17 protein-coding genes are annotated in these 18,971 nt (G+C 42.1%); 7 read left to right on the top strand and 10 right to left on the bottom strand.

The genetic code is table 11. The annotated features are described in order from the left end of the window. Positions 1-203 precede the first annotated feature (203 nt). Positions 204-770: a ribonucleotide-diphosphate reductase subunit alpha gene (locus tag HMPREF0999_RS03670; RefSeq protein WP_005836774.1), complete on the top strand. Its 567-nt coding sequence runs from the start codon at positions 204-206 to the stop codon at positions 768-770. Position 771: 1 nt separating this feature from the next. Then, a complete protein-coding gene (locus HMPREF0999_RS03675) occupies positions 772-1,275 on the top strand; it encodes an SLOG family protein (RefSeq protein ID WP_008669270.1) in 504 nt (167 codons plus the stop codon). Between the two features lie 341 nt (positions 1,276-1,616). Here HMPREF0999_RS03675 and HMPREF0999_RS03680 read toward each other — a convergent pair whose 3' ends face one another. Both HMPREF0999_RS03680 and HMPREF0999_RS03685 read right to left on the bottom strand, forming a co-directional pair. Beyond that, positions 1,617-2,102 (bottom strand): dihydrofolate reductase family protein, encoded by a 486-nt coding sequence (locus tag HMPREF0999_RS03680; RefSeq protein WP_008669268.1) that lies wholly within the window; start codon positions 2,100-2,102, stop codon positions 1,617-1,619. Between the two features lie 179 nt (positions 2,103-2,281). After that, positions 2,282-2,482 carry a hypothetical protein gene (locus HMPREF0999_RS03685; RefSeq protein WP_007761432.1) on the bottom strand — a complete coding sequence of 67 codons (201 nt, stop codon included), beginning with the start codon at positions 2,480-2,482 and terminating at the stop codon, positions 2,282-2,284. Between the two features lie 375 nt (positions 2,483-2,857). Between HMPREF0999_RS03685 and HMPREF0999_RS03690 the strand changes: the two genes are divergently transcribed. After that, entirely contained in the window at positions 2,858-3,079 is a 222-nt protein-coding gene (locus tag HMPREF0999_RS03690) for a hypothetical protein (RefSeq protein ID WP_008669266.1), read from the top strand. 12 nt (positions 3,080-3,091) lie between these two features. Beyond that, on the top strand, positions 3,092-3,667 hold the full coding sequence (locus HMPREF0999_RS03695) for a hypothetical protein (RefSeq protein WP_008669264.1): 576 nt from the start codon (positions 3,092-3,094) through the stop codon (positions 3,665-3,667). 296 nt (positions 3,668-3,963) lie between these two features. Here HMPREF0999_RS03695 and HMPREF0999_RS03700 read toward each other — a convergent pair whose 3' ends face one another. From HMPREF0999_RS03700 to HMPREF0999_RS23125, 3 genes are all read right to left on the bottom strand, one after another. Further along, positions 3,964-4,449 carry a hypothetical protein gene (locus tag HMPREF0999_RS03700; RefSeq protein ID WP_005836787.1) on the bottom strand — a complete coding sequence of 162 codons (486 nt, stop codon included), beginning with the start codon at positions 4,447-4,449 and terminating at the stop codon, positions 3,964-3,966. 5 nt (positions 4,450-4,454) lie between these two features. Beyond that, positions 4,455-5,012, bottom strand: a complete 558-nt coding sequence (locus HMPREF0999_RS03705) for a Panacea domain-containing protein (protein ID WP_005777276.1) — start codon at positions 5,010-5,012, stop codon at positions 4,455-4,457. 272 nt (positions 5,013-5,284) lie between these two features. Next, positions 5,285-5,416, bottom strand: coding sequence for a hypothetical protein (locus tag HMPREF0999_RS23125; RefSeq protein ID WP_010183074.1), 132 nt, complete (start codon positions 5,414-5,416; stop codon positions 5,285-5,287). Positions 5,417-5,541: 125 nt separating this feature from the next. On the opposite strand from HMPREF0999_RS23125, the gene HMPREF0999_RS03710 reads away from it, so the two are divergent. Then, on the top strand, positions 5,542-10,521 hold the full coding sequence (locus HMPREF0999_RS03710) for a helicase-related protein (RefSeq protein WP_008669258.1): 4,980 nt from the start codon (positions 5,542-5,544) through the stop codon (positions 10,519-10,521). A gap of 263 nt (positions 10,522-10,784) precedes the next feature. Here the strand turns inward: HMPREF0999_RS03710 and HMPREF0999_RS03715 are convergent, their stop codons facing one another. Next, positions 10,785-12,650 carry a P-loop NTPase fold protein gene (locus HMPREF0999_RS03715; RefSeq protein ID WP_008669255.1) on the bottom strand — a complete coding sequence of 622 codons (1,866 nt, stop codon included), beginning with the start codon at positions 12,648-12,650 and terminating at the stop codon, positions 10,785-10,787. 180 nt (positions 12,651-12,830) lie between these two features. After that, positions 12,831-13,220, bottom strand: a complete 390-nt coding sequence (gene tssD, locus HMPREF0999_RS03720; RefSeq protein ID WP_005836793.1) for a type VI secretion system tube protein TssD — start codon at positions 13,218-13,220, stop codon at positions 12,831-12,833. 427 nt (positions 13,221-13,647) lie between these two features. On the opposite strand from tssD, the gene HMPREF0999_RS03725 reads away from it, so the two are divergent. Further along, the gene (locus HMPREF0999_RS03725; protein ID WP_008669253.1) at positions 13,648-14,403 is read left to right on the top strand and encodes a S24/S26 family peptidase; all 756 of its coding nucleotides are present in this window, start codon (positions 13,648-13,650) and stop codon (positions 14,401-14,403) included. 4 nt (positions 14,404-14,407) lie between these two features. Further along, positions 14,408-15,151 carry a hypothetical protein gene (locus HMPREF0999_RS03730; RefSeq protein ID WP_008669252.1) on the top strand — a complete coding sequence of 248 codons (744 nt, stop codon included), beginning with the start codon at positions 14,408-14,410 and terminating at the stop codon, positions 15,149-15,151. A gap of 79 nt (positions 15,152-15,230) precedes the next feature. Here HMPREF0999_RS03730 and HMPREF0999_RS03735 read toward each other — a convergent pair whose 3' ends face one another. The 3 genes from HMPREF0999_RS03735 to HMPREF0999_RS21735 form a co-directional block, all read right to left on the bottom strand. Next, positions 15,231-16,715: an FRG domain-containing protein gene (locus HMPREF0999_RS03735; RefSeq protein ID WP_008669251.1), complete on the bottom strand. Its 1,485-nt coding sequence runs from the start codon at positions 16,713-16,715 to the stop codon at positions 15,231-15,233. 266 nt (positions 16,716-16,981) lie between these two features. Further along, positions 16,982-17,569: an SMI1/KNR4 family protein gene (locus tag HMPREF0999_RS03740; RefSeq protein WP_008669250.1), complete on the bottom strand. Its 588-nt coding sequence runs from the start codon at positions 17,567-17,569 to the stop codon at positions 16,982-16,984. Positions 17,570-17,582: 13 nt separating this feature from the next. Further along, the coding region (locus HMPREF0999_RS21735; RefSeq protein ID WP_009275189.1) for an RHS repeat domain-containing protein at positions 17,583-18,971 on the bottom strand (1,389 nt) is incomplete at its 5' end.

Consider the following 18,971-nt stretch of genomic DNA (forward strand, 5'->3'; position numbering starts at 1 on the left):
TTCCCGCAAAGTAAGCCGCCTTTTACCAAACATCAAATCGCCACTATCGCTGGAACGAGAAATCTTCCTCTGACACGTCAGAGCGTATTTCTTGTCCCCGTTTTGTCTTATCGGTATTCTTGGGCGGCAGTTGATGGCAGAAAATATCCCTCAGCAGGCTGAACAGCCTTCAAAAAGAGGGAAAAAGAAAAATTATCAGAGTTATGGCAAAGACGATAGACATAGAACTTCAAAAGCAGTTGGACAAGCCACAGGTATGGTTCTGTAAGTATTTTCCTGCACGCATACGCAATGTGAGCGAGCGTGAGATAGCAGACCGCAAGTTAGTCTTTGATTTCAAGGATGGACGGGCATACGAAGAGGTTGCTCAACGCACGGCAGCCAACATGACCGAACGTTATGGAACATCATGCACCAACATTGTATTTTCTCCCGTACCGGCATCCACCGATAAGAAGAACGAGATACGTTACAAGGCATTCTGCCAAAGGGTATGCGAACTGACCGGAGCTATCAATGGTTATGACCATGTATCAGTGAGTGGTGAGAGGCTGACCATTCACGAGAACCGTAAGGCAGAGAAAGAAGTCCGTAAGGTAAACGTCATTGAGTTTGATTCGGCTTTTTTCAACGGCAGGTCTGTAGTAGTCTTTGATGATGTGATAACCAAAGGGCTGAGTTATGCTACTTATGCCAATCAGCTTGAAAGCCTTGGTGCTAATGTACTCGGAGGTATATTCCTCGCAAGAACCCATTACAAAGTGAAATAATATGACCCAGACAAAGTATGATAAGGCAGTGTCCGTTTGCTTCAGTGGACACCGTAATATTCCATTCCGATGCAGGAAGCAACTGAAGCTGCAATTAAAGGCAGCGATAACCAAGGCATACGCTGGAGGTTATCGTCATTTTTACTGTGGCATGGCCATGGGGTTTGATATGCTGGCGGCAGGGGTTGCCCTTGCGTTGCAGTCCGAATTGTCAGGTCTGCAAGTTATTGCCGTAGTACCGTATCGCGGACAAGCCGAGAGGTGGAACGATGCGATGAAAGCCCGGTACGATACCATCCTCCGTAACTCGGATGATGTTATCATCCTGAGCGAACACTACTACCATGGTTGTTTGCTTCGACGCAACGACTATATGGTTTGTCACAGTTCGTCTCTTATTGCCTGGTATGACGGCAAACCCAAAGGTGGTACGTTTTATACTTATCGTAAGGCTACAGCGAATGGACTAAAAGTTCTAAATCTCTATGGCAGTTCAATCGTATAACAGACATCTTGTTTTCGCATATTCCGAGCCGTAGCGGTAATTCCTTTGCCATTCATGTAAAGGCTGTTTTGTCAGCCATAGCGTGATATGGCAAAGTACGCTATTGGTTCTGATGTATTGCCCGGCTTTACCTATGTGCCGGTTTAGTTGGTGTTGCTGTACTTTTATATCTTCGGAGGCTCCATCCTCCTTATGCCTTTCCCTACCTTTTTTAGTATTCGGCTTAAAAAGTAATATACTTACCTTACTTTTCGCCTATTTAGCATGTTTAGGGCACGTCTTTTATAATAAAAGTGCAGCAATCGGTTGCTGCACTTTTGCTATAATATCTATTTGTCATATTAGACCTTCCCGTACACCGTCCTCATTTTTCCGTCCAACAGCACATTATTTGACCGCACAATCCAAGCACTGCCGTCATTCAGTCCGCACTCCAATGCCTTTTCGCCACCGCCGATTAGTACCGGAACGGTTGTCACTGTGATTTCGTCCGCCAGTCCGTTATCCAAGAGTAAAGCCCCGATTTCCTCACCGTAAGCCACCACCATACCGTCGCCGTCTTCTTTCATCTGTCGCAGTTCTGCCACTGCATCTCCTTGGATGAACTTCACTCGTTCATTCTCCGTCAGGTCGATGCCGCCGTTCGTCACAACCAAAGTCTCTTTCGCCGTAATCGGCCAACCCAAGTGGTTCATATAAATACGCAGGTAAGTTTCTTCGTCAATCAGCACACAACTGGAGGCATCCACTGCCGCATCAAAATACTTGTCCGAAAGAGCCGGACAACCATCGATGGACTGGTACACGTGCAAGGTAATCTGTTTCATATTCAATGTATTTTTAAGAATTATGTCCACCTTGCACCTTAAAGAACAGCATGACCCCATGCTATTCCGGAATAGAGGTACTGTCATACTTAAAAGGCAGATAAGTAAACCCCTGCTGCATAAACATGCAGTATGAATATTTTGCTATACATCTTGTCTTTTTGATAAGTGTCAGTTTTCTATTCCAAGACGTTCAGTGAACGTACAATATGTATATCAATCTCTGCCTGTTTCCAAGCCGAGTATGAATCTTCCATGTCACGACAATGACCGTACCCGAAAGTACCGTCTGCTGTCTTCATTTTGACAAAGATAACGAAAGATTGGCGGATAAGCAAACAAAAAACATTGTTTTTCAGGTTGCCTGTTCCGAACCGCATCCTGCCTTATCAAAAAGATGTTATAGTACGGGCAATCCGTTCCGGTTGTCCGTTGCTCTGTTTTAGCACCCCTGTTTTACCGTTTTATTCATCCCTTTCTATTTGATTGTCATTTATTATCGTTTTGCTGCTGCCGTGCGACCTCTCGTGGACTTATTTTCCCGCAAAGGTAATAGGCTGCTCCAATCTTGCCAATGCCGGCGTTCCGCCGCGAGTGAGCCGCAAAAATCTTCCTTTCCGTCTGTCGAGCGTATTTTTCCGCATCAGCCTTGTCAGATTGTTTCCGCCACCTTTTGGAGGCAGAAAAATAAATCCCAGAGGTCGCAAACAGACCGAACAAAGGGAAATAGTAACAATAAAAACAAAAACAGCATTATGAAAACAGAGATTAGGCAGAATGGCAAAGTGATACTATCGAGTACAGACGATATATCCATTCCGATGATTTTCAAAAACTTATGTGGTAAGAACTTTTCTGGAGACGACTATCAAAACTATCTCAGAACAGTTTGTCAGGATATTGGTGTTACGACTGGTACGATTGAGTATTATGCCGATAACGTTTTGATTGAGAAAGGAACTATTCCTGAATTTTAAAAACTATATACAATGAAAAGGAAAGAGAAAGCAGCAGTAGATGAATTTGTCGCCCTTGTAGGAGGCAAGACATGGGAGCCTGTACGCCATAAATGTATGGGTAAATGGAGTAGTGGTATGACCGATTACGGTTTTGTCATAGACGGACGGATAACGCTCTTTGTTTCCAATAGTATGGCATACTTTAAGAAACGGATTCGTGAGTGGATTAAGTCGATACATACTTTTGAGGCGAAGAAAGATTGCTACCTCCGCTTGCTACGTGAACAAATTGAAAAGGACAACGACAAGGCAAAGGACGAAAAGTTAAATCCTGTCAGACTGATAGACATCGGCATCTTATCCCCCGAAAGCAATAGCCCGTTTGATTTTTTCGCCCCTTATGTGTTAGTCGAAATAAACGGCAGGCGGTTCAAACATCGAACAGCGGAATTAAGTTGCGCTATTATGGTGGATAGTTTGGCAGGATACCTTGAAGAATGCAACTGCAAGGATATATACACGGCAAGAGCAGTGCGTACACCTGACTACATTTTTTGCGGTGTGCGGTTTGACTCCCGTAATAATATGTATAAGATTGGAAAGTAGAGATTAATGATGTCTGAAGAAGTTATCACTTACAACGATAACTCCAGTCGTTTTACAGGACGGCATCAGCATTTGACCCACTAAATACATAAGTTCCCAATTTACGACTGGAGACTTATGTATTTTTCTGTATGGAAAACTAATCAAATAATCGCTGACTTATCATCCAGTCATTAAGCACGTCCGGATCTACACGATTTGTAAGATTCACATTTTTACTCAAACAACCGATTTTCTCACCTCTTAAATAAATAACTGGTGGGGTTAATGTATTCGGATTGTATGATTTAACGCCATTATTTAATAATGCCATAACGCCTTTTAGTTGCATTATCGAACACCTCTGTCTCTCTTAGAAACTGTATAACCCGTTCCCTGTCTTCGGAAATCAGGCAACCTTTCAGTTTACCGTTCTTTTCCGTGATTTTCAATTTTGAAAGCTCGAATATATCGGAACAATCCAGCCAACTGTCATAGTCCAGAATATCACGATAGTTCCGAACCATCAAAGGATATTGACAGTTCAGTAGCTCTTCCGACCTCTTGGAAGAGTCTATTTCCGAATTTATCAGTAAGGCACCGATAGCGACACCTTCCGGAGTAAAGCCGATAATAACAATATATTTATTGCGGTCTTTATATCCGTCTTTTAGTATCAGCCCGTCCTCTTCGTCCAAGGGAACATAAATAATGTCACCAATTTTGACTGATGACATATCTACTTGCTCAGCTTTGGCCATTATAGCTTTCAGCCTTTCCAATGCACCGGTTTTGTCGTCCATTTGATTTAAGATAAAGCGTTCTTGACAATCTGCTTTTCTCGGATATAATCTACCATGTCCTCGGTAGCTTTTCCTGCTCGGGCTATATCTATAATGGTAATGAAGTTCTTTTGAGGATCATCCTGAATGCGTGTCATCGCTTCTTCCCATGCCGAGTCATGCGACAAATCGGACAAGTCATAAGGGTCTGTATCCTTATATTTAGCGATAGCAGCGTCAAGACAACGTTTGTTGGCACCTGATATATAGTCCATATCGGGTACGGCAGAAGTATATACCTTCTTGTCACGAACCTCTATGTCTGAAAGGAACTCGTCAAAATTCCCATCCAAGGGTTTGCCTTCTGCAATTTGCAGTGCCTTGTAGGTATAGGCTGGCACCGGGCCATGCTTCAATGCTCTGAAAGAGTCTTCGACAATCACTTTGCCATATTTGACAAGATGGTCCTGTTGGGCAAAATAAAGTATTTTAAATAACTTTATATAGTCCACTCCTTGAGTGAAACTCTGCATGATGTAGAGTACCACCGCTCTTATTTTGGCAATCTGTATAGCTGTTTTCATTTCAAAAAAATCTATGCGATTACAAAGATACAACTAATTTGCTGAATAATACGCTCATGATACAAAAAAATAGCCCGTTGCATTTTTTTTCACGACATTTAATACAGTCGTCATTCTGCAATTATCAAGAGATGGGCCAATCCATACGCTTCCACCTCCTTTTATAGTTCACCTTCCCCCCGATTATAGTACGGGCAATCCGTTCCGGTTGTCCGTTACCCTGTTTTAACACCCCTGTTTTACAGTTTTATTCATCCCTTTCTATTTGATTGTCATTTATTATCGTTTTGCTGCTGCCGTGCGACCTCTTGTGGACTTATTTTCCCGCAAAGGTAATAGGCTGCTCCAATCTTGCCAATGCCGGCGTTCCGCCGCGAGTGAGTCGCAAAAATCTTCCTCTCCATCTGTCGAGCGTATTTTTCCGCATCAGCCTTGTCCCGATTGTTTCCGCCACCTTTTGGAGGCAGAAAAATAAATCCCAAAGGTCGCAAACAGGCCGAACAAAGGGAAAAAAAAGAAAGGTTAAATTATGAGTTACAACAAATTGAAGTCATTGGTAGCGAACGTGGAAGCCATAGAAACGGCAATGAAAATCCAAGTTCAAGGCAGGCAGGCCACTGCGGAAGAAAAAGAAATTTTATCCCGATATTCTGGTTTCGGGGGTATCAAAGAAGTATTGAATATAGGTACGGACAAACCCATAGGTGGTGATATGAAAGAACCGATACAAAGATTACAGGAGTTAATCAATGCTTACCCTCATTTCACAGAACCCATGCGGCACAATGTCATAGAGGGCATCAAAGCATCTGTACTGACAGCATTTTACACGCCGAAATTCCTTGTTGATGCAGTGGTGCGGCAGATACATGCCACATTTAGCGAAAACGGTCTCAAAATGCGTTCATTTCTCGAACCAAGTGCTGGTATAGGCGGTTTTCTGCCCATAGCCATGTCCGGCACGTATGATTATGCTATTGAGAAAGACCTCATTTCGGGGATGATACTTTCCCTGCTCCATGAAAACACGCTTACACGGACGACTGGGTTTGAAGAAATCGGAGAACAAGGTTTTGAACATACAACTTTCGATGTCATAGCCTCCAACATTCCATTTGGCAATTTCAGGGTGTTCGATGCGGAACTATGGAAGAAAGGCGGTATGTATGAACAGGCCACCAAGACCATACACAACTACTTTTTTGTCAAAGCAATGGAGTTGTTGAACGAGGGTGGTTTGTTAGCTTTCATCACATCGAGGGGCATAGCCGACACGCCCGGCAATAAGTTCGTGCGTGAATATCTTGTAAATCATGCCGACCTGATAAGTGCAATCCGTCTGCCCGATATGCTTTTCATGCAGACAAGCGGTATAGAGGTAGGCAGCGACCTGCTGATATTCCAAAAGCACACGCGCAAGGCGGCACTCTCACAGCGGGAACAACTGTTTTTACAAGTAGGCAGGGAAAAGGCGGACGCCACAGGCACAATGACCGAATACGCCAACAAATTGTTCACCATACCGAAAACCACCCTTGCGACAGGTAGCCGCATTGTACAGAACCAATACGGAAAATATGTACGCAAATACCAATGGCAGGGCAATGAAAATGCCATGTCACAATATCTCGCCGCACTGCTGAAACTTGACTTTGGCCGATATTTCCGTAAAAGTCTTTTCATGGGGGAAGGACAAGGTAGCGAAGATATGCAGATGTCCCTTTTCGGGAGTGTAGCTATGAAACAAGTCGCAAAAGGCAAACGAGCCTACACGGACGGGGTGGAAGCATGGATGAAAGACGGCTCAATGGTGCTGTTTGAGGGACAGGTGGGTACTATCCAATACCGAAAATCAAGTCTTTATCAAGAGGTAGCCATTGATTTTGTACCGGTGGACGAGGGTAAGGTCAATGCAGATAGGGCAAAAGACTATTTCCCTATACGCAAGGCATACTTTGAATTGTCAATCAAAGAGAGGGAAGAACAAAAAGAGGATAACGGATTGCGTGGAGAGCTGAACGCCCGATACGATGCCTTTGTTGCCAAATGGGGTTGTTTCCACGAGAACGACAACAAGGAGTTTATCATGCTTGACAGCCTCGGTGTGGAAGTCTTTACAATAGAAATGCAGCTTGGAAAGGATTTAGTCAAGTCCGACATCATGCGTGAACCTGTGGCGTTCAAGAAGATAGACCCGAACAAACGGCTGACACCGATTGAAGCGTTGGCAAGCAGCTTGAATTTCTACGGCAGGGTTGATATGGACTACCTGATGCAGTCCACGGATAGTGCCGAGGAAGAAATCATCGGCGACCTCAAAGGTGAGATATTTTACAATCCTGTTATCGGGGAGTGGGAGCACAAAGGCAAGTTCCTTTCAGGCAATGTCATTGCCAAATGCAAGGAGATAGGTTCTTACTTGTCCGAACTCACGGACAGGGAAAAAGATTGGACGGAAACTGCTGTAAAGGCTTTGGCGGATGCGACACCCGAAGCGATACCCTACGAGGAACTCGATATTAACATGGGTGAGCGTTGGATTGATACAAAGTTATATGCCGATTTTGCAACTGAACTTTTCGAGACCGAGACAAGCGTAATGTATTTCGATGTGAACGACACCTACATAGTACGCCTGCAAAGTTACTCTCCGGTGGCTTACAACACCTATTCCGTTCGTAACTATGACGGTGGGGATTTGTTTGTTCATGCCCTGCATGATACTGTACCTGAAATCACGAAAGAGATATACCGCAATGGTGATAAGGTGCGTGTGCCGGACGAGGAAGCCATACAGGAGGCAGCCACCAAGATACAGGAGATTAGAGACCGTTTCAACCGCTGGCTTGACAGGCAGCCGATAGAGGTTCGGGACGAGCTGGTGAGGGTGTATAACGAGCGTTTCAACTGCTATGTCAGGCCGCATTATGACGGTTCGGCACAGACCTTTCCGCAGCTCTCTTTCGAGCAATTTCCATACAACAGCCTCTATCCCTCACAGAAAGATGCTATCTGGATGATTAAGCAGAACGGAGGCGGTATCTGTTGGCACGAGGTAGGCACAGGCAAGACGATGATAATGTGTGTTGCCGCCTACGAAATGAAACGTCTCGGATTGGCACACAAGCCGCTTATTATCGGGCTGAAAGCCAATGTGCACGAAATCGCTGATACGTTCCGCAAGGCATACCCTACGGCCAAAGTTCTCTATCCGGGCAAGGAAGATTTTACCCCTGCCAACAGGCAAGAGGTCTTTTCAAAAATCAAGAACAACAACTGGGACTGCATCATACTCACGCACGACCAGTTCGCCAAGATACCGCAGTCAGAAGAGACCATGATAGATATATTCACGGAAGAGCTTGCCGATGTGGAGCGTAACCTCGAATTTTTGGAGCAGTCCACCATGCGCTACCGCAGCGGAAAGATGCAGGAGGGGTTGGAGAAACGCAAACAGAACCTTGGAGCTAAACTACAAGAACTGCGCATGAAAATCAATAATCGGAAAGACGATGCGGTGGACTTTCACACAATGGGCATAGACCACATATTTGTTGATGAGAGCCATGTAATGAAAAATTTAATGTTTCAGACACGCCACACGAGGGTTGCAGGTATCGGCAATACCAAAGGCTCGCAAAGGGCGATGAACCTGCTGTTTGCCATTCGTGACATTCAGCGCCGGACAGGTCGTGACCTTGGGGCTACGTTTCTGTCGGGTACAGTGGTGGTAAATGCACTGACCGAACTATATGTGATGTTCAAGTATTTGCGTCCGCAGGAGCTTCAACGGCAACGGATTAGCTGTTTCGATGCATGGGCAGCCATATTCACAAAGAAAACGGCAGATTATGAATTGAACGTGACAGGCTCGGTGAAGCGCAAAGAGCGTTTTCGTACTTACATCAAAGTGCCGGAGCTGGCAATGTTTCTGCGTGAGATTACGGATTACCGTACAGCCGACATGATAAATCTTGATGTACCTGAGAAGAACGTGCGTTTCCTCTCTTATCCCCCGACAATCGAGCAGGAGGAAATGATAGGACGCTTGGTATCTTTCGCCGGTAGCGGCCAGTGGGAGGACTTGGGGCTTGACGTTCCGCAACCCGACAACCTCGACAAGGCGAAAATGTTGGTTGCGACCAATGTAGCCCGAAAAATGGCTCTTGATATGCGCTTGTTGGGTTGCAAGTTCAAGGATGATGCCGATAACAAGGCTTCTATCTGTGCGAGGACAATCTATGACTACTATATACGCTCGAATGACAATCGGGGTACACAGTTCGTGTTCAGCGACCTTGGTACATACAAACCGAACGAATGGAACGTATATACCGACATCAAAGAAAAGTTGGTACGGCTCGGTATTCCTGCTGATGAAATACAGTTTATCCAATGCGCCACTACCGAGAGGACAAGAAAAAAGCTGTTTGAAGAAATGAACAACGGCAAGGTGCGAGTTCTTTTTGGAAGTACGACCATGTTAGGCACAGGTGTGAACGCCCAGCAAAGGGCTGTGGCGGTGCATCACCTTGAAATACCTTGGCGACCTGCTGACATGGAACAACGAAACGGCAGGGCAATACGCAAAGGCAACACCGTAAAGCTGTGGGGTGGCAATGTGGTAGATGTCGTAATTTATGGTACGGAAAAGACCCTCGACGCCTATAAATTTAATCTGTTGAAAAACAAGCAGATGTTTATCAACCAAATTAACAACGGCACAATCGCCGTGCGCCGTATTGACGAGGGAGGCATGGATGAGGACAGCGGTATGAACTTTGCCGAGTTCGTGGCTATTCTGTCAGGCAATAACGACTTACTGAACAAGACGAAGCTCGACAACAAGATTATGCAGCTTGAAAAGGAACAGGCTATTTTCAAGAAAGAACGCATCCGTGCCGAGCGTAAAATAGCTGCCGGTCAGGGAGAAATCGAAAAGGCAAAGCGTACAGAGGCCAATCTCATGAGGGATTTGGAATACATCAACTCGTATAATGGAACAAAGGCAACCCTGCTTTTGAGCTTGCCGCAAGCCACTACCGAGGAAGTAGGCCGGGAGTTGCACCGTATTGCCAAGACCTACCGCAACGAAGCGTATGGCACAGTTGGCACGTATGCAGGGCTGAACTTGTTGGTGCGTAGCGAGTACAGCATAGACGGTACATTTGACCGCAATACATTCTTTGTAGAGGGTATAAGTGGATTGAAATACCGATGCGGCCTGAGTGGTGCACTGCCGCTTGGTTTCGTTGAGTCGGCACAATATCCGCATGGAGCATTAAGCAAATTGCCCTCTCTTATCGAGAAGCAACAAAAGGCGGTAGAGCGGATAGAAAGCGAAATTCCCACATTGCAGGACATCATTTGTCGCCAGTGGAGTAAAGCCGATGAACTGTCAAGGCTCAAACAGGAATGTAAGGAACTTCAACACAGGATTGATGAAAGCCTGAAAGAGACCGGACAACCGCAGGTAGCCAAACACGAAGCTATTGCCGAAGCTGCTTGACATAATCATAATTTCAACCGTTCCCTCTGCATGGTCGTGATGACCGGGCAGAGGGATTTTTGCGCTCCGGTCTGCCGACGGCTCTACTCTTTTATGGCATCCTTCCTCCCTTTATAGCCTCCTGATTCCCCGCCGCCACCCGTTTCCATTTATAGCCCTCATATCCTCTATTTTAACCCAATTAGGAATAATGGTCTTTCATCGCGTCTCCGTTTTTTACGATACGCCATTTTTAGCTTCTACATTGGCATCAATGTATCACTTTAGCCTTCACACCTCCTAATAGCTTCAATCAAGACATCTTTTAACCTTATGAAGGCAAGTTTATCCACTCCTTTTGATATGCTGATTTCATTACCGACCAAATCTTTCAGTTTGAGTAAACAAGGAATATCTGCCTTATATCTGTCTCCCACATCTTGTTGGTCATAGCCAAAATTATAATGATATGCAAGAAATTGCGTAAAAGCATTTCTGCTTTTATTGCTTAGTTTGCAGATAGCATCAAAAAGGGCATTGGCATCTTCAGATGCAAATATCGCACGAAGTTCGTATGTACAACTTTTATCTGGATAAGGCAATCTGTCTATAATTATAAGTTCCTCTACTGTTTCTTCAGTCAAATTACGCAGTGCTTTTTGCATTTGATCCGGCAACTCATTTATCTTTGATTTCACCTGCTGCAAGAAATAGTCCACAATATCATCTGTTATTGGAGTCTTGGAATCTGTGGTTACATAATTACATCCACTAATAAAAAGCCCTCTTAGCTGATAAAGTTCCTCTAAACTGGTTTGACTATTAATCATTTCTGCTATTCTCACTTTTATTGAAGAGATGTGAGGCTTTATATCAGAAAAAATGCCAATAGCGTCAAAATACGATAGATACGCAATACTATAACCAAGTTGATAAGCGTCTTTTATCTTTTTATCCAATATGGCTTTTATAGTAGCCTGACAAATACTTTCAAGTTTTTGCTGTTCCATGTCGAAAAAGCCGGATAGCATTTCCCAAGGTTTTAGCTCTTTTTGCTTATCCTTTATTTCCGTAACAATAAATTCTACAAGTGGAGCACCTGTGATAATATATTGTATAATAGCCGTAACATACTCCGGATTTAAGACATTATAAGTTAACCCCTTGTTCAAAGATTGATATTTTTCCCTTAGATGCTGTATCCTTTGCTTATCCTCATTATCATCTTGGAGTAGTGAAATCTGACAATCTCTACTCCAATTACAAATCAACTCTTTGTTCTCACTATTATTATACTCTGCATACACAGCAATAAATGACCCAAGGATATTTTTAAGAAAGATATTATCCTTTTCAATCAGTTCGGAAGGAAGTTTGTTTAAGTGGCTTTTAAAATCATACAAGCATTGTCTCAAAACCCGTAAGTTATCGGATTTTGTACACATAAAACAGGCAATAATGAAATCACGCATTTCTTTCAAATAATCGGATACCGGTACTTCGTCAAGGAAGTATTCGATGGCTTCTTCTATATCGGGTTGTATTTCAAATTCCTTGCCTATGGTCTTTTCCTTAAACTCACCCAAGACAGCCTTGGGAAGTTTTTCAAGGTGGTTTTCATCCCCAATTATGACAACATGACAATTACAGTGCTCTACAAAATAGTTGATGAAACCTAACAATTCCTTCATCTCTATCAGGCACCTTTCGATGTCATCGAATATCAGAAACTTTACACCTTTTATACTGTCGTCCTCCACTTGTAGTAACGACAATGAATCCAGTGTTGCGGAAAATGAACCATCCTCTTTAGAGTTGTCATTAAAATCCACACTCGTCTTGAAGACTACCTTACCGGCTAATTTCAAAATACCCTTTATGAAACGCCCGGTTTTCGAATAGAAGAAGGGATTTAATTCCCTATCTATAGCTGTCTTGATGTCATTCACGCTATCCATTCCATAGGTCGAAATATAGATGGGCTTTAGCGTAATTTCCTCGTCGGTATCTGCGGTCTCGTCAAACCTCTTCTTCCATTGTTTTATAAGATGGGTTTTGCCGCATCCCCATTTTCCTTTCAGCATCACGGCATACTGAGGATTAGGATTGTCAGCATAGCTGTTTAAAAAATCAAGAATTAAAGTGTTCATACCTTTGTTATTAACATAATTCTATTTTAATTCCATTGGGAAACAGGAATGTAGCAATAAGAATATACAATGAAATAGTAAAAGACACTGCAAATCCATTATCACCACATCCACAATGAACAAAGTTAGTGATATTTCTTGATACGATAATATCCATACAACTAAAATTCATGTTTCTTCTTACCATTGATTGCTTAAATATGCGTCTCCTATCATAATAATATCCGCAGAAAATGTGATGGTGGAATACATTTGGCGTTTCCTGTCAACATTGTAAATCTCTTTATAATACACGATATACGCATATTTGAACTCCACGACACGAAAGATAGAATTATCCTTAGTGTTATAATAAATCACCTTGCCGCTTATCGCTTTGAAAGGGCAGTTTACCATTGCTTCAAGAATAGTAGTTTCTCTGGTAGATTCAACGGTTATAGTAATACGTCCGCCAATAACATTTGTCACCGGCCTTCCTTTATTATCTGTCTTGCGATTAAATTCAATATGTGATGAAATCACTTCTATGTCCTTTCCTTGCAAGCACACGGTTGCCTTTAATTCTGCCATGCTGATCTTATTATTTATTATAAAACCAAGACATTTGCCTTGGTTAAAGCAGTCAGACCGCTTTCAAGACAAGAAGGAGGATATCATATTTCGCAAAAATAGTGTTTTCCCTTGAACATAACAAACAATCAATTAAATTTATTAACCGACTAAATAGAAGAAAATCTGTTTACAGGCTATCCTCTCTTCTGAAATATTACCCTACATAGTCTCTTTTCTCGTCCTGCTATTCAATTCATCACAGGCAAAGCAAACCGGCTTTTGAACAAAAGAGGTTAAATCGTAATCATTCATTGCATTCTTTTTGTTCTTATGGTAGAATGTTTTATTAGTGAGTGAGGCTGTTGTGTAATCCTCTTGTTACAGTTCAGGTAAGAGCCTTATGCGATGGCATTATTGATGTTTAACCCCTATAAACTTGCGAGTTATGAGAAAAAACGCTAATTTTGCGAATCACAAATATGCGCTTAGACGCATACTATTAATTAATATATTGAAATTGAAACAGTTAGTATCTAATCTTTATCACTTTGCCTTTGGGAGAGAAGTGCATACCAACGGTATGAATGCCGATGGTACTATGAGTGTGGCGGCTGGAGATCCTACGTTGAGTGTAACTCCGTTGAAAGGTCTTGAAATGTTACCAGATAGGATTCCGTGTGAAAATTCAATGTTAGACATTTCTGAGTATAAACAATCTGAGAATCCCTTAATATTTACTGTTGAAGGCTCCTCTATGTCACCCGAAGACATCTCTAATGGGGATAAATTACTATGCAGAAAAGTAGATACCGATGCAGCAAAATTAATCGGGAAAGGAAAATTTGTGGTTATTGCTGTTGATAAGAAATACTATGAATCTAAAAACAAAGAGTTGAAGTTTGATTATAAGTTGCGTCATACCTTATTTAGAGTTCCTGTAGGAATCTCTATTGAGCAGTTGATAGACTCTTTGAAAAAGATAACCAATAGTATCTTTTTGGAAGAAAACCAAAAGAACTTAGAAATCAAGTATAATGAGGCTATTGGGTTTTATAAAGACAAGAAAGAACTTATGTTATCGGTTACTTATCGTAAAGGGAATTTGCGTTATTCTTTCCATCCGGTTGATTTAATACAGTACGTTGCTGAATATGTATTAAAACATAACGGAGAAGAATGGAGAGCTAAAAAACTTGAATAGAAAAATGTCTGGAATAGAATGTATTAATCTACTTGCATTCATACAATTTATAATTGCTTTTGACTTTGGACTATACTATCTTGATAACAAGCATGTGCTGACTGAAATTTATCGTAAATATCAGAAAGATTTGAAGTTGTCGGTACGGGAGGTATTGTCTCGTGCTAATGATATTATAACAGAGAGTCTAAAAAGTGAAGATAATGAATGTATATTAAATAGTGCCTATTTAGATAAGGCATATCGCCGTTTAAAATATCTGACTGATGAAAACCAACTTGATTTGGAAGGTTGTGGTTTCATCGGATTATATGCTGGATTATACGGTTTTTTATGCTTGTTTTGTATCGGGATGTTTGGGTCTCAACATGAAGCACTTGTAAAAACTTATATTTTAGTAACTTCTCAGATAGTTTTAGCTATAGAGCTATTTATATCGGGCTATAATCTTTATCAAGAAGATTGTAGGAAATATAGTAGAAATCTATGGTCAAATATTAGATTTATATTTTTTATTACGCTATTTGTAGTTGGAATTGTTAGCTTTGATTGGACTTATAAGTTTTTCTCAGAATTTGAGTTCCCTTTTGTTGTTATAAGTCTGATTGTATTGCTCTTTCCCCTCATTCTATTCATAGGGCATATAGTAATTTCTCGTATAATAGTAACATTTGTAATAATAAAATGTAGGTATTATTTATACAAAGTAGAGAAATGCCTGCAAGTTCAAGATGTACCACAAGATTAAGACTTGATGTAATCTTATCAAAGTAAAGAGCCGAGCTATCCGCGTAATAGCTCGGCTTGTTTTTTAAATGAGGGAAAGGTTATTTAGGTAGATGATATTTGTCCTTTATATGCTCGGCTACGTGTTCGACTTCCGGGAACAACGTTGATTTGTCTATGCCGAGGGCTTCAAGCTGCTTCCTGATCTTCTGCTTCTGCGCTTTATTGATGATGTACACATTGTAGCTGAAGTTGAGTGACGCAGGTCGGCTTTTATCGCCATTGATACCATAAAGGAAGAATGCCCCGGACTGCCGGATTATGCGAGGATTGTCAAACATCGGTTTTACACAAAAGACTCTCTCGATATCCTTTGAATCAATCACATTCTGAAAATGGGGCTTCTCGTACTTAATTTCATGCAGAAGATAGGCAATGTCTGGTTCATCATTAAAATCTTCACACTCCAAATCCCGAAGGGATTCGATACTGAAATCTATTGGGCGTTTTGCAATATTGGATACAACGCTCACCGCATCGCTATCAAAATATTTAATATCTGATGTTTTAACTTCAAACCGGAATAGTTTACCGTCAACATCTTCATTTTCACATGCAAAATACAGAGCTACCAAAGGATTTGTAGTGATATCCAAGAGTCGTGTCGGCAAGGAGTAATGCTGCATCTTGACCAATTTTTCAAAGGTGGATGTACATCCTTTGAAATCAGCCGGACATTGAGCGATAATATCTTTGAATATTTTATCCTCATTCTTTATTAAAAGCTCTTCCCGATAAATGGAGGGTATCAATCCGAAACTTTTATCTGACTGTCCTCGATAAAAGATATGGTAATCCATATTATCTTCTAACTCGTTCTCAAGTTTTTCTAATAGTATTTTGATACTACCAATGTTGGATGAATCCCTCTCCGGAGTATAATTATATGCCTCGTATGAAATCTCCCACGGATGCTTTCCAAGAGTCTTGACTATTTTTTCTGACAACTCACTATATGATGCAAAACTATCATAAGTATAGCCCAATTTCTTGCTTCTTAGATACGATGAAGTGTTGGAATCTAAAGGAACATATTTTTCCGGATTAACGTAGAATAGAACAATACTGAGCTTTCCCTTTCCGACACTTTTAATGTTCAATGCCGTTTGAAAAAGTCGTTCATCTACTTTCCCTTCTTTTACCTGTCCGAACAATTCCCATAATACATTTATATCATTGTTGCCCCTGATTGTCTTCCATGGAAATAGATGCACTTTCATCGGATGTGTTGTCGGGATACCAGATACATCTGTTGGTTCTGGACAACTAAAATTTAGCTTATGCCTTAAATCCTGTAGGATTTCGACTCTCCTTTCATCGGAGTGAAACTTGTTGAGATACGACAAGAATGTGAACGGGTCTATTTCTTGTAATGTAATCTCTTTGCCTTTTTCTGTACCATCTCGAAAACCGGTAATACCGATTTCTTTTAACTTAGATATAAGTTCTGGCTGGCTATTCTGTTTTCTAAGTAGCCAGTCGGATAATTCTTTATAGAATGGTAGCCATGTAAACCTTCCGTCCATAGTATTAATTGTTAGTTTTAATTATTATAAAAATATAAATCTATTATGCTTTCATCTTTTTTGTTTGTTATATTAACAATGAGCAAAAGGTTGGCAATTTTCATTTTATTTCATTCCAGCATTTTATAAATTTTCAATCAACTTTCATCAAAACACCCTTCTGTTGAATACCTTTATCATATATAATGATGATAAACACATCAATGAATAGCGGATGATTAAAAAAATATGCCTAAATCAAGACAAGACCTACATACTACTTAATTTTATTTGCTCAATAAATCATATTTCGAGGTTTTATGATTTTGTAGATATTGATTCATTTCCTCATCATCAACAATTAGTTTTTCTTTATTAAGAAACCAATCATTATTTGCTATACATATAGCATTTTCATCAAGTTTCAATGTGTTTTCAATTTGTTTCAAAAATTTACTCATAAATATATCAAAAGAAGATGCGACTAAATAGACTTGTTCTGGCTCATTAGTATTGTAATATCCTATAAAATGATTACCATCACTATCTATTTTATCAAGATAGCCAAAGTTTTCACCACAACTTGTCCCTATAACTCCCCAAAAGCGAAAAGTTAATAAATTATCCACTTGCCACAATTCTCTTATATTATCATATACATTTATTCCTAATTGGTTATTTTTCATTCCTAAGAAACAATAATCTAAGATTGAGGCACCATTTGTCTCCATTAGAAATCTTATATACTGCTTATCAACCTCCCCTGTTATTTTCCCCATATTTCTTAATATGACCTTTGTATCAAAATTTCTGTATAGTTTTATATACTTGGATGTTTTTGATAATTTTTCAATATGATTAATTATAACATTCATCTTGATTCTGTTTTTAATTTATTCGTCCAATATGTTCTGCTACCTGTTTATCAATGCGCATAGCTTGTTGTATAACTTCTGCACGTGTAGGGGTGGGATTGGCTTTTCTAAAAGCAGTCCATGCGGGACTTACAACCTCTCTATGGATTTTTCTTGGTAATCCTTGCAAATTAGACAAAGAAGTACGCATAGCTTCTGGAAATAATCTGCCTGTACCTATATACATCTGAGGTATGCGATGGTGTATTTCTATTTTTAATTTGCCTATAAATTTTTTCATTTTAGGATTAGCATCAAAAAAGCGCTTTGCGTAACCCGAAGAAGACAATCCCAGCACATCCACCCAATAGTTAGTATCATGGACATATCCATACAGATTTAGTATTCCGCCAGCCAGTCCAATCGGATCTTGCGAGATATACATGCTCATCTGCGGCGAGTAGTACCTGAACCTGTTGTATGCCAGTCCTGTCTCACGGTCATAATACTGTCCTTGGAACAGGAACGGCACCATTCCCTTGTTGCCCGTCTCCTCGATGACATTCCCGTCCATGTCGAGCATCCGGCTCCACACCTCGTTGCCATCGGCATCGTATGCCTCCGTCGGCGTTCCGAGCTGGTCGGTCAGTATCGAGTAGGACCTGCCTTCCTTTATCATTGCCATCGGTACGAACGACTCCTCGTCGAAGAGCCATACCGTCATGTCATGGCGTTCCGTGTCCGTGTTCCACCTGTCCTCCATGACGGAGTATTCCCTGCGCTGCTTCCACTGGTGCAGCGGCACGTTGCCGTTCCACACCCACCGCGTCACTGTCGTGCCGAAGCTCTTGGAGAGCCTGCGCCCGAGCGCGTCGTATGTGAACTCCACCTCCCTCTTGTCGGGCCGCACCACCTTTGCCAGGGAGCCGTCGGCGTTCCACCGGTATCTCCAGCGGTCCTTCTTGCCGTCAAGCCACTTTCCCGTGCCGAGGTAGCGTTCCGTCAGGTTGCCGTCAGCATCGTACTCGCAGTGCCATTCACCGTCCTGCTCCAGCCGTCCGCCACTGAGATAGCGGCGCAGCTTCATGTCCGGGTCGGGATACAGGTTCCCCACCGGGTCGCTCTTTCTCCACTGCTCCCTGCCGTCGGGGTATTCCGCCCTGTCGAGCTGCCCCGTCGGGGTGTAGGAGTAGCGGGTCTCGCCACGCCTGCTGTCCTCCACGGACAACAGCCTGTCGGCGACTCCCCAGCGGTAGCGGCGCATATGCCGTGTGCGCGAGTCCTTGCGTATGCGGGCATCCACCAGACGGCCTATGTCGTCGTAGGCGAACGAGCGGACGACGCCTCCCGGAAGGATGCGCTCCACCTCGAAGCCCAGCGTGTCGTGGCGGTGTGAGGATTCCCACGAGCCTGCGCCGTCGGC

It is taken from the genome of Parabacteroides sp. D25 (assembly GCF_000307475.1).
Classification (GTDB): domain Bacteria; phylum Bacteroidota; class Bacteroidia; order Bacteroidales; family Tannerellaceae; genus Parabacteroides; species Parabacteroides distasonis.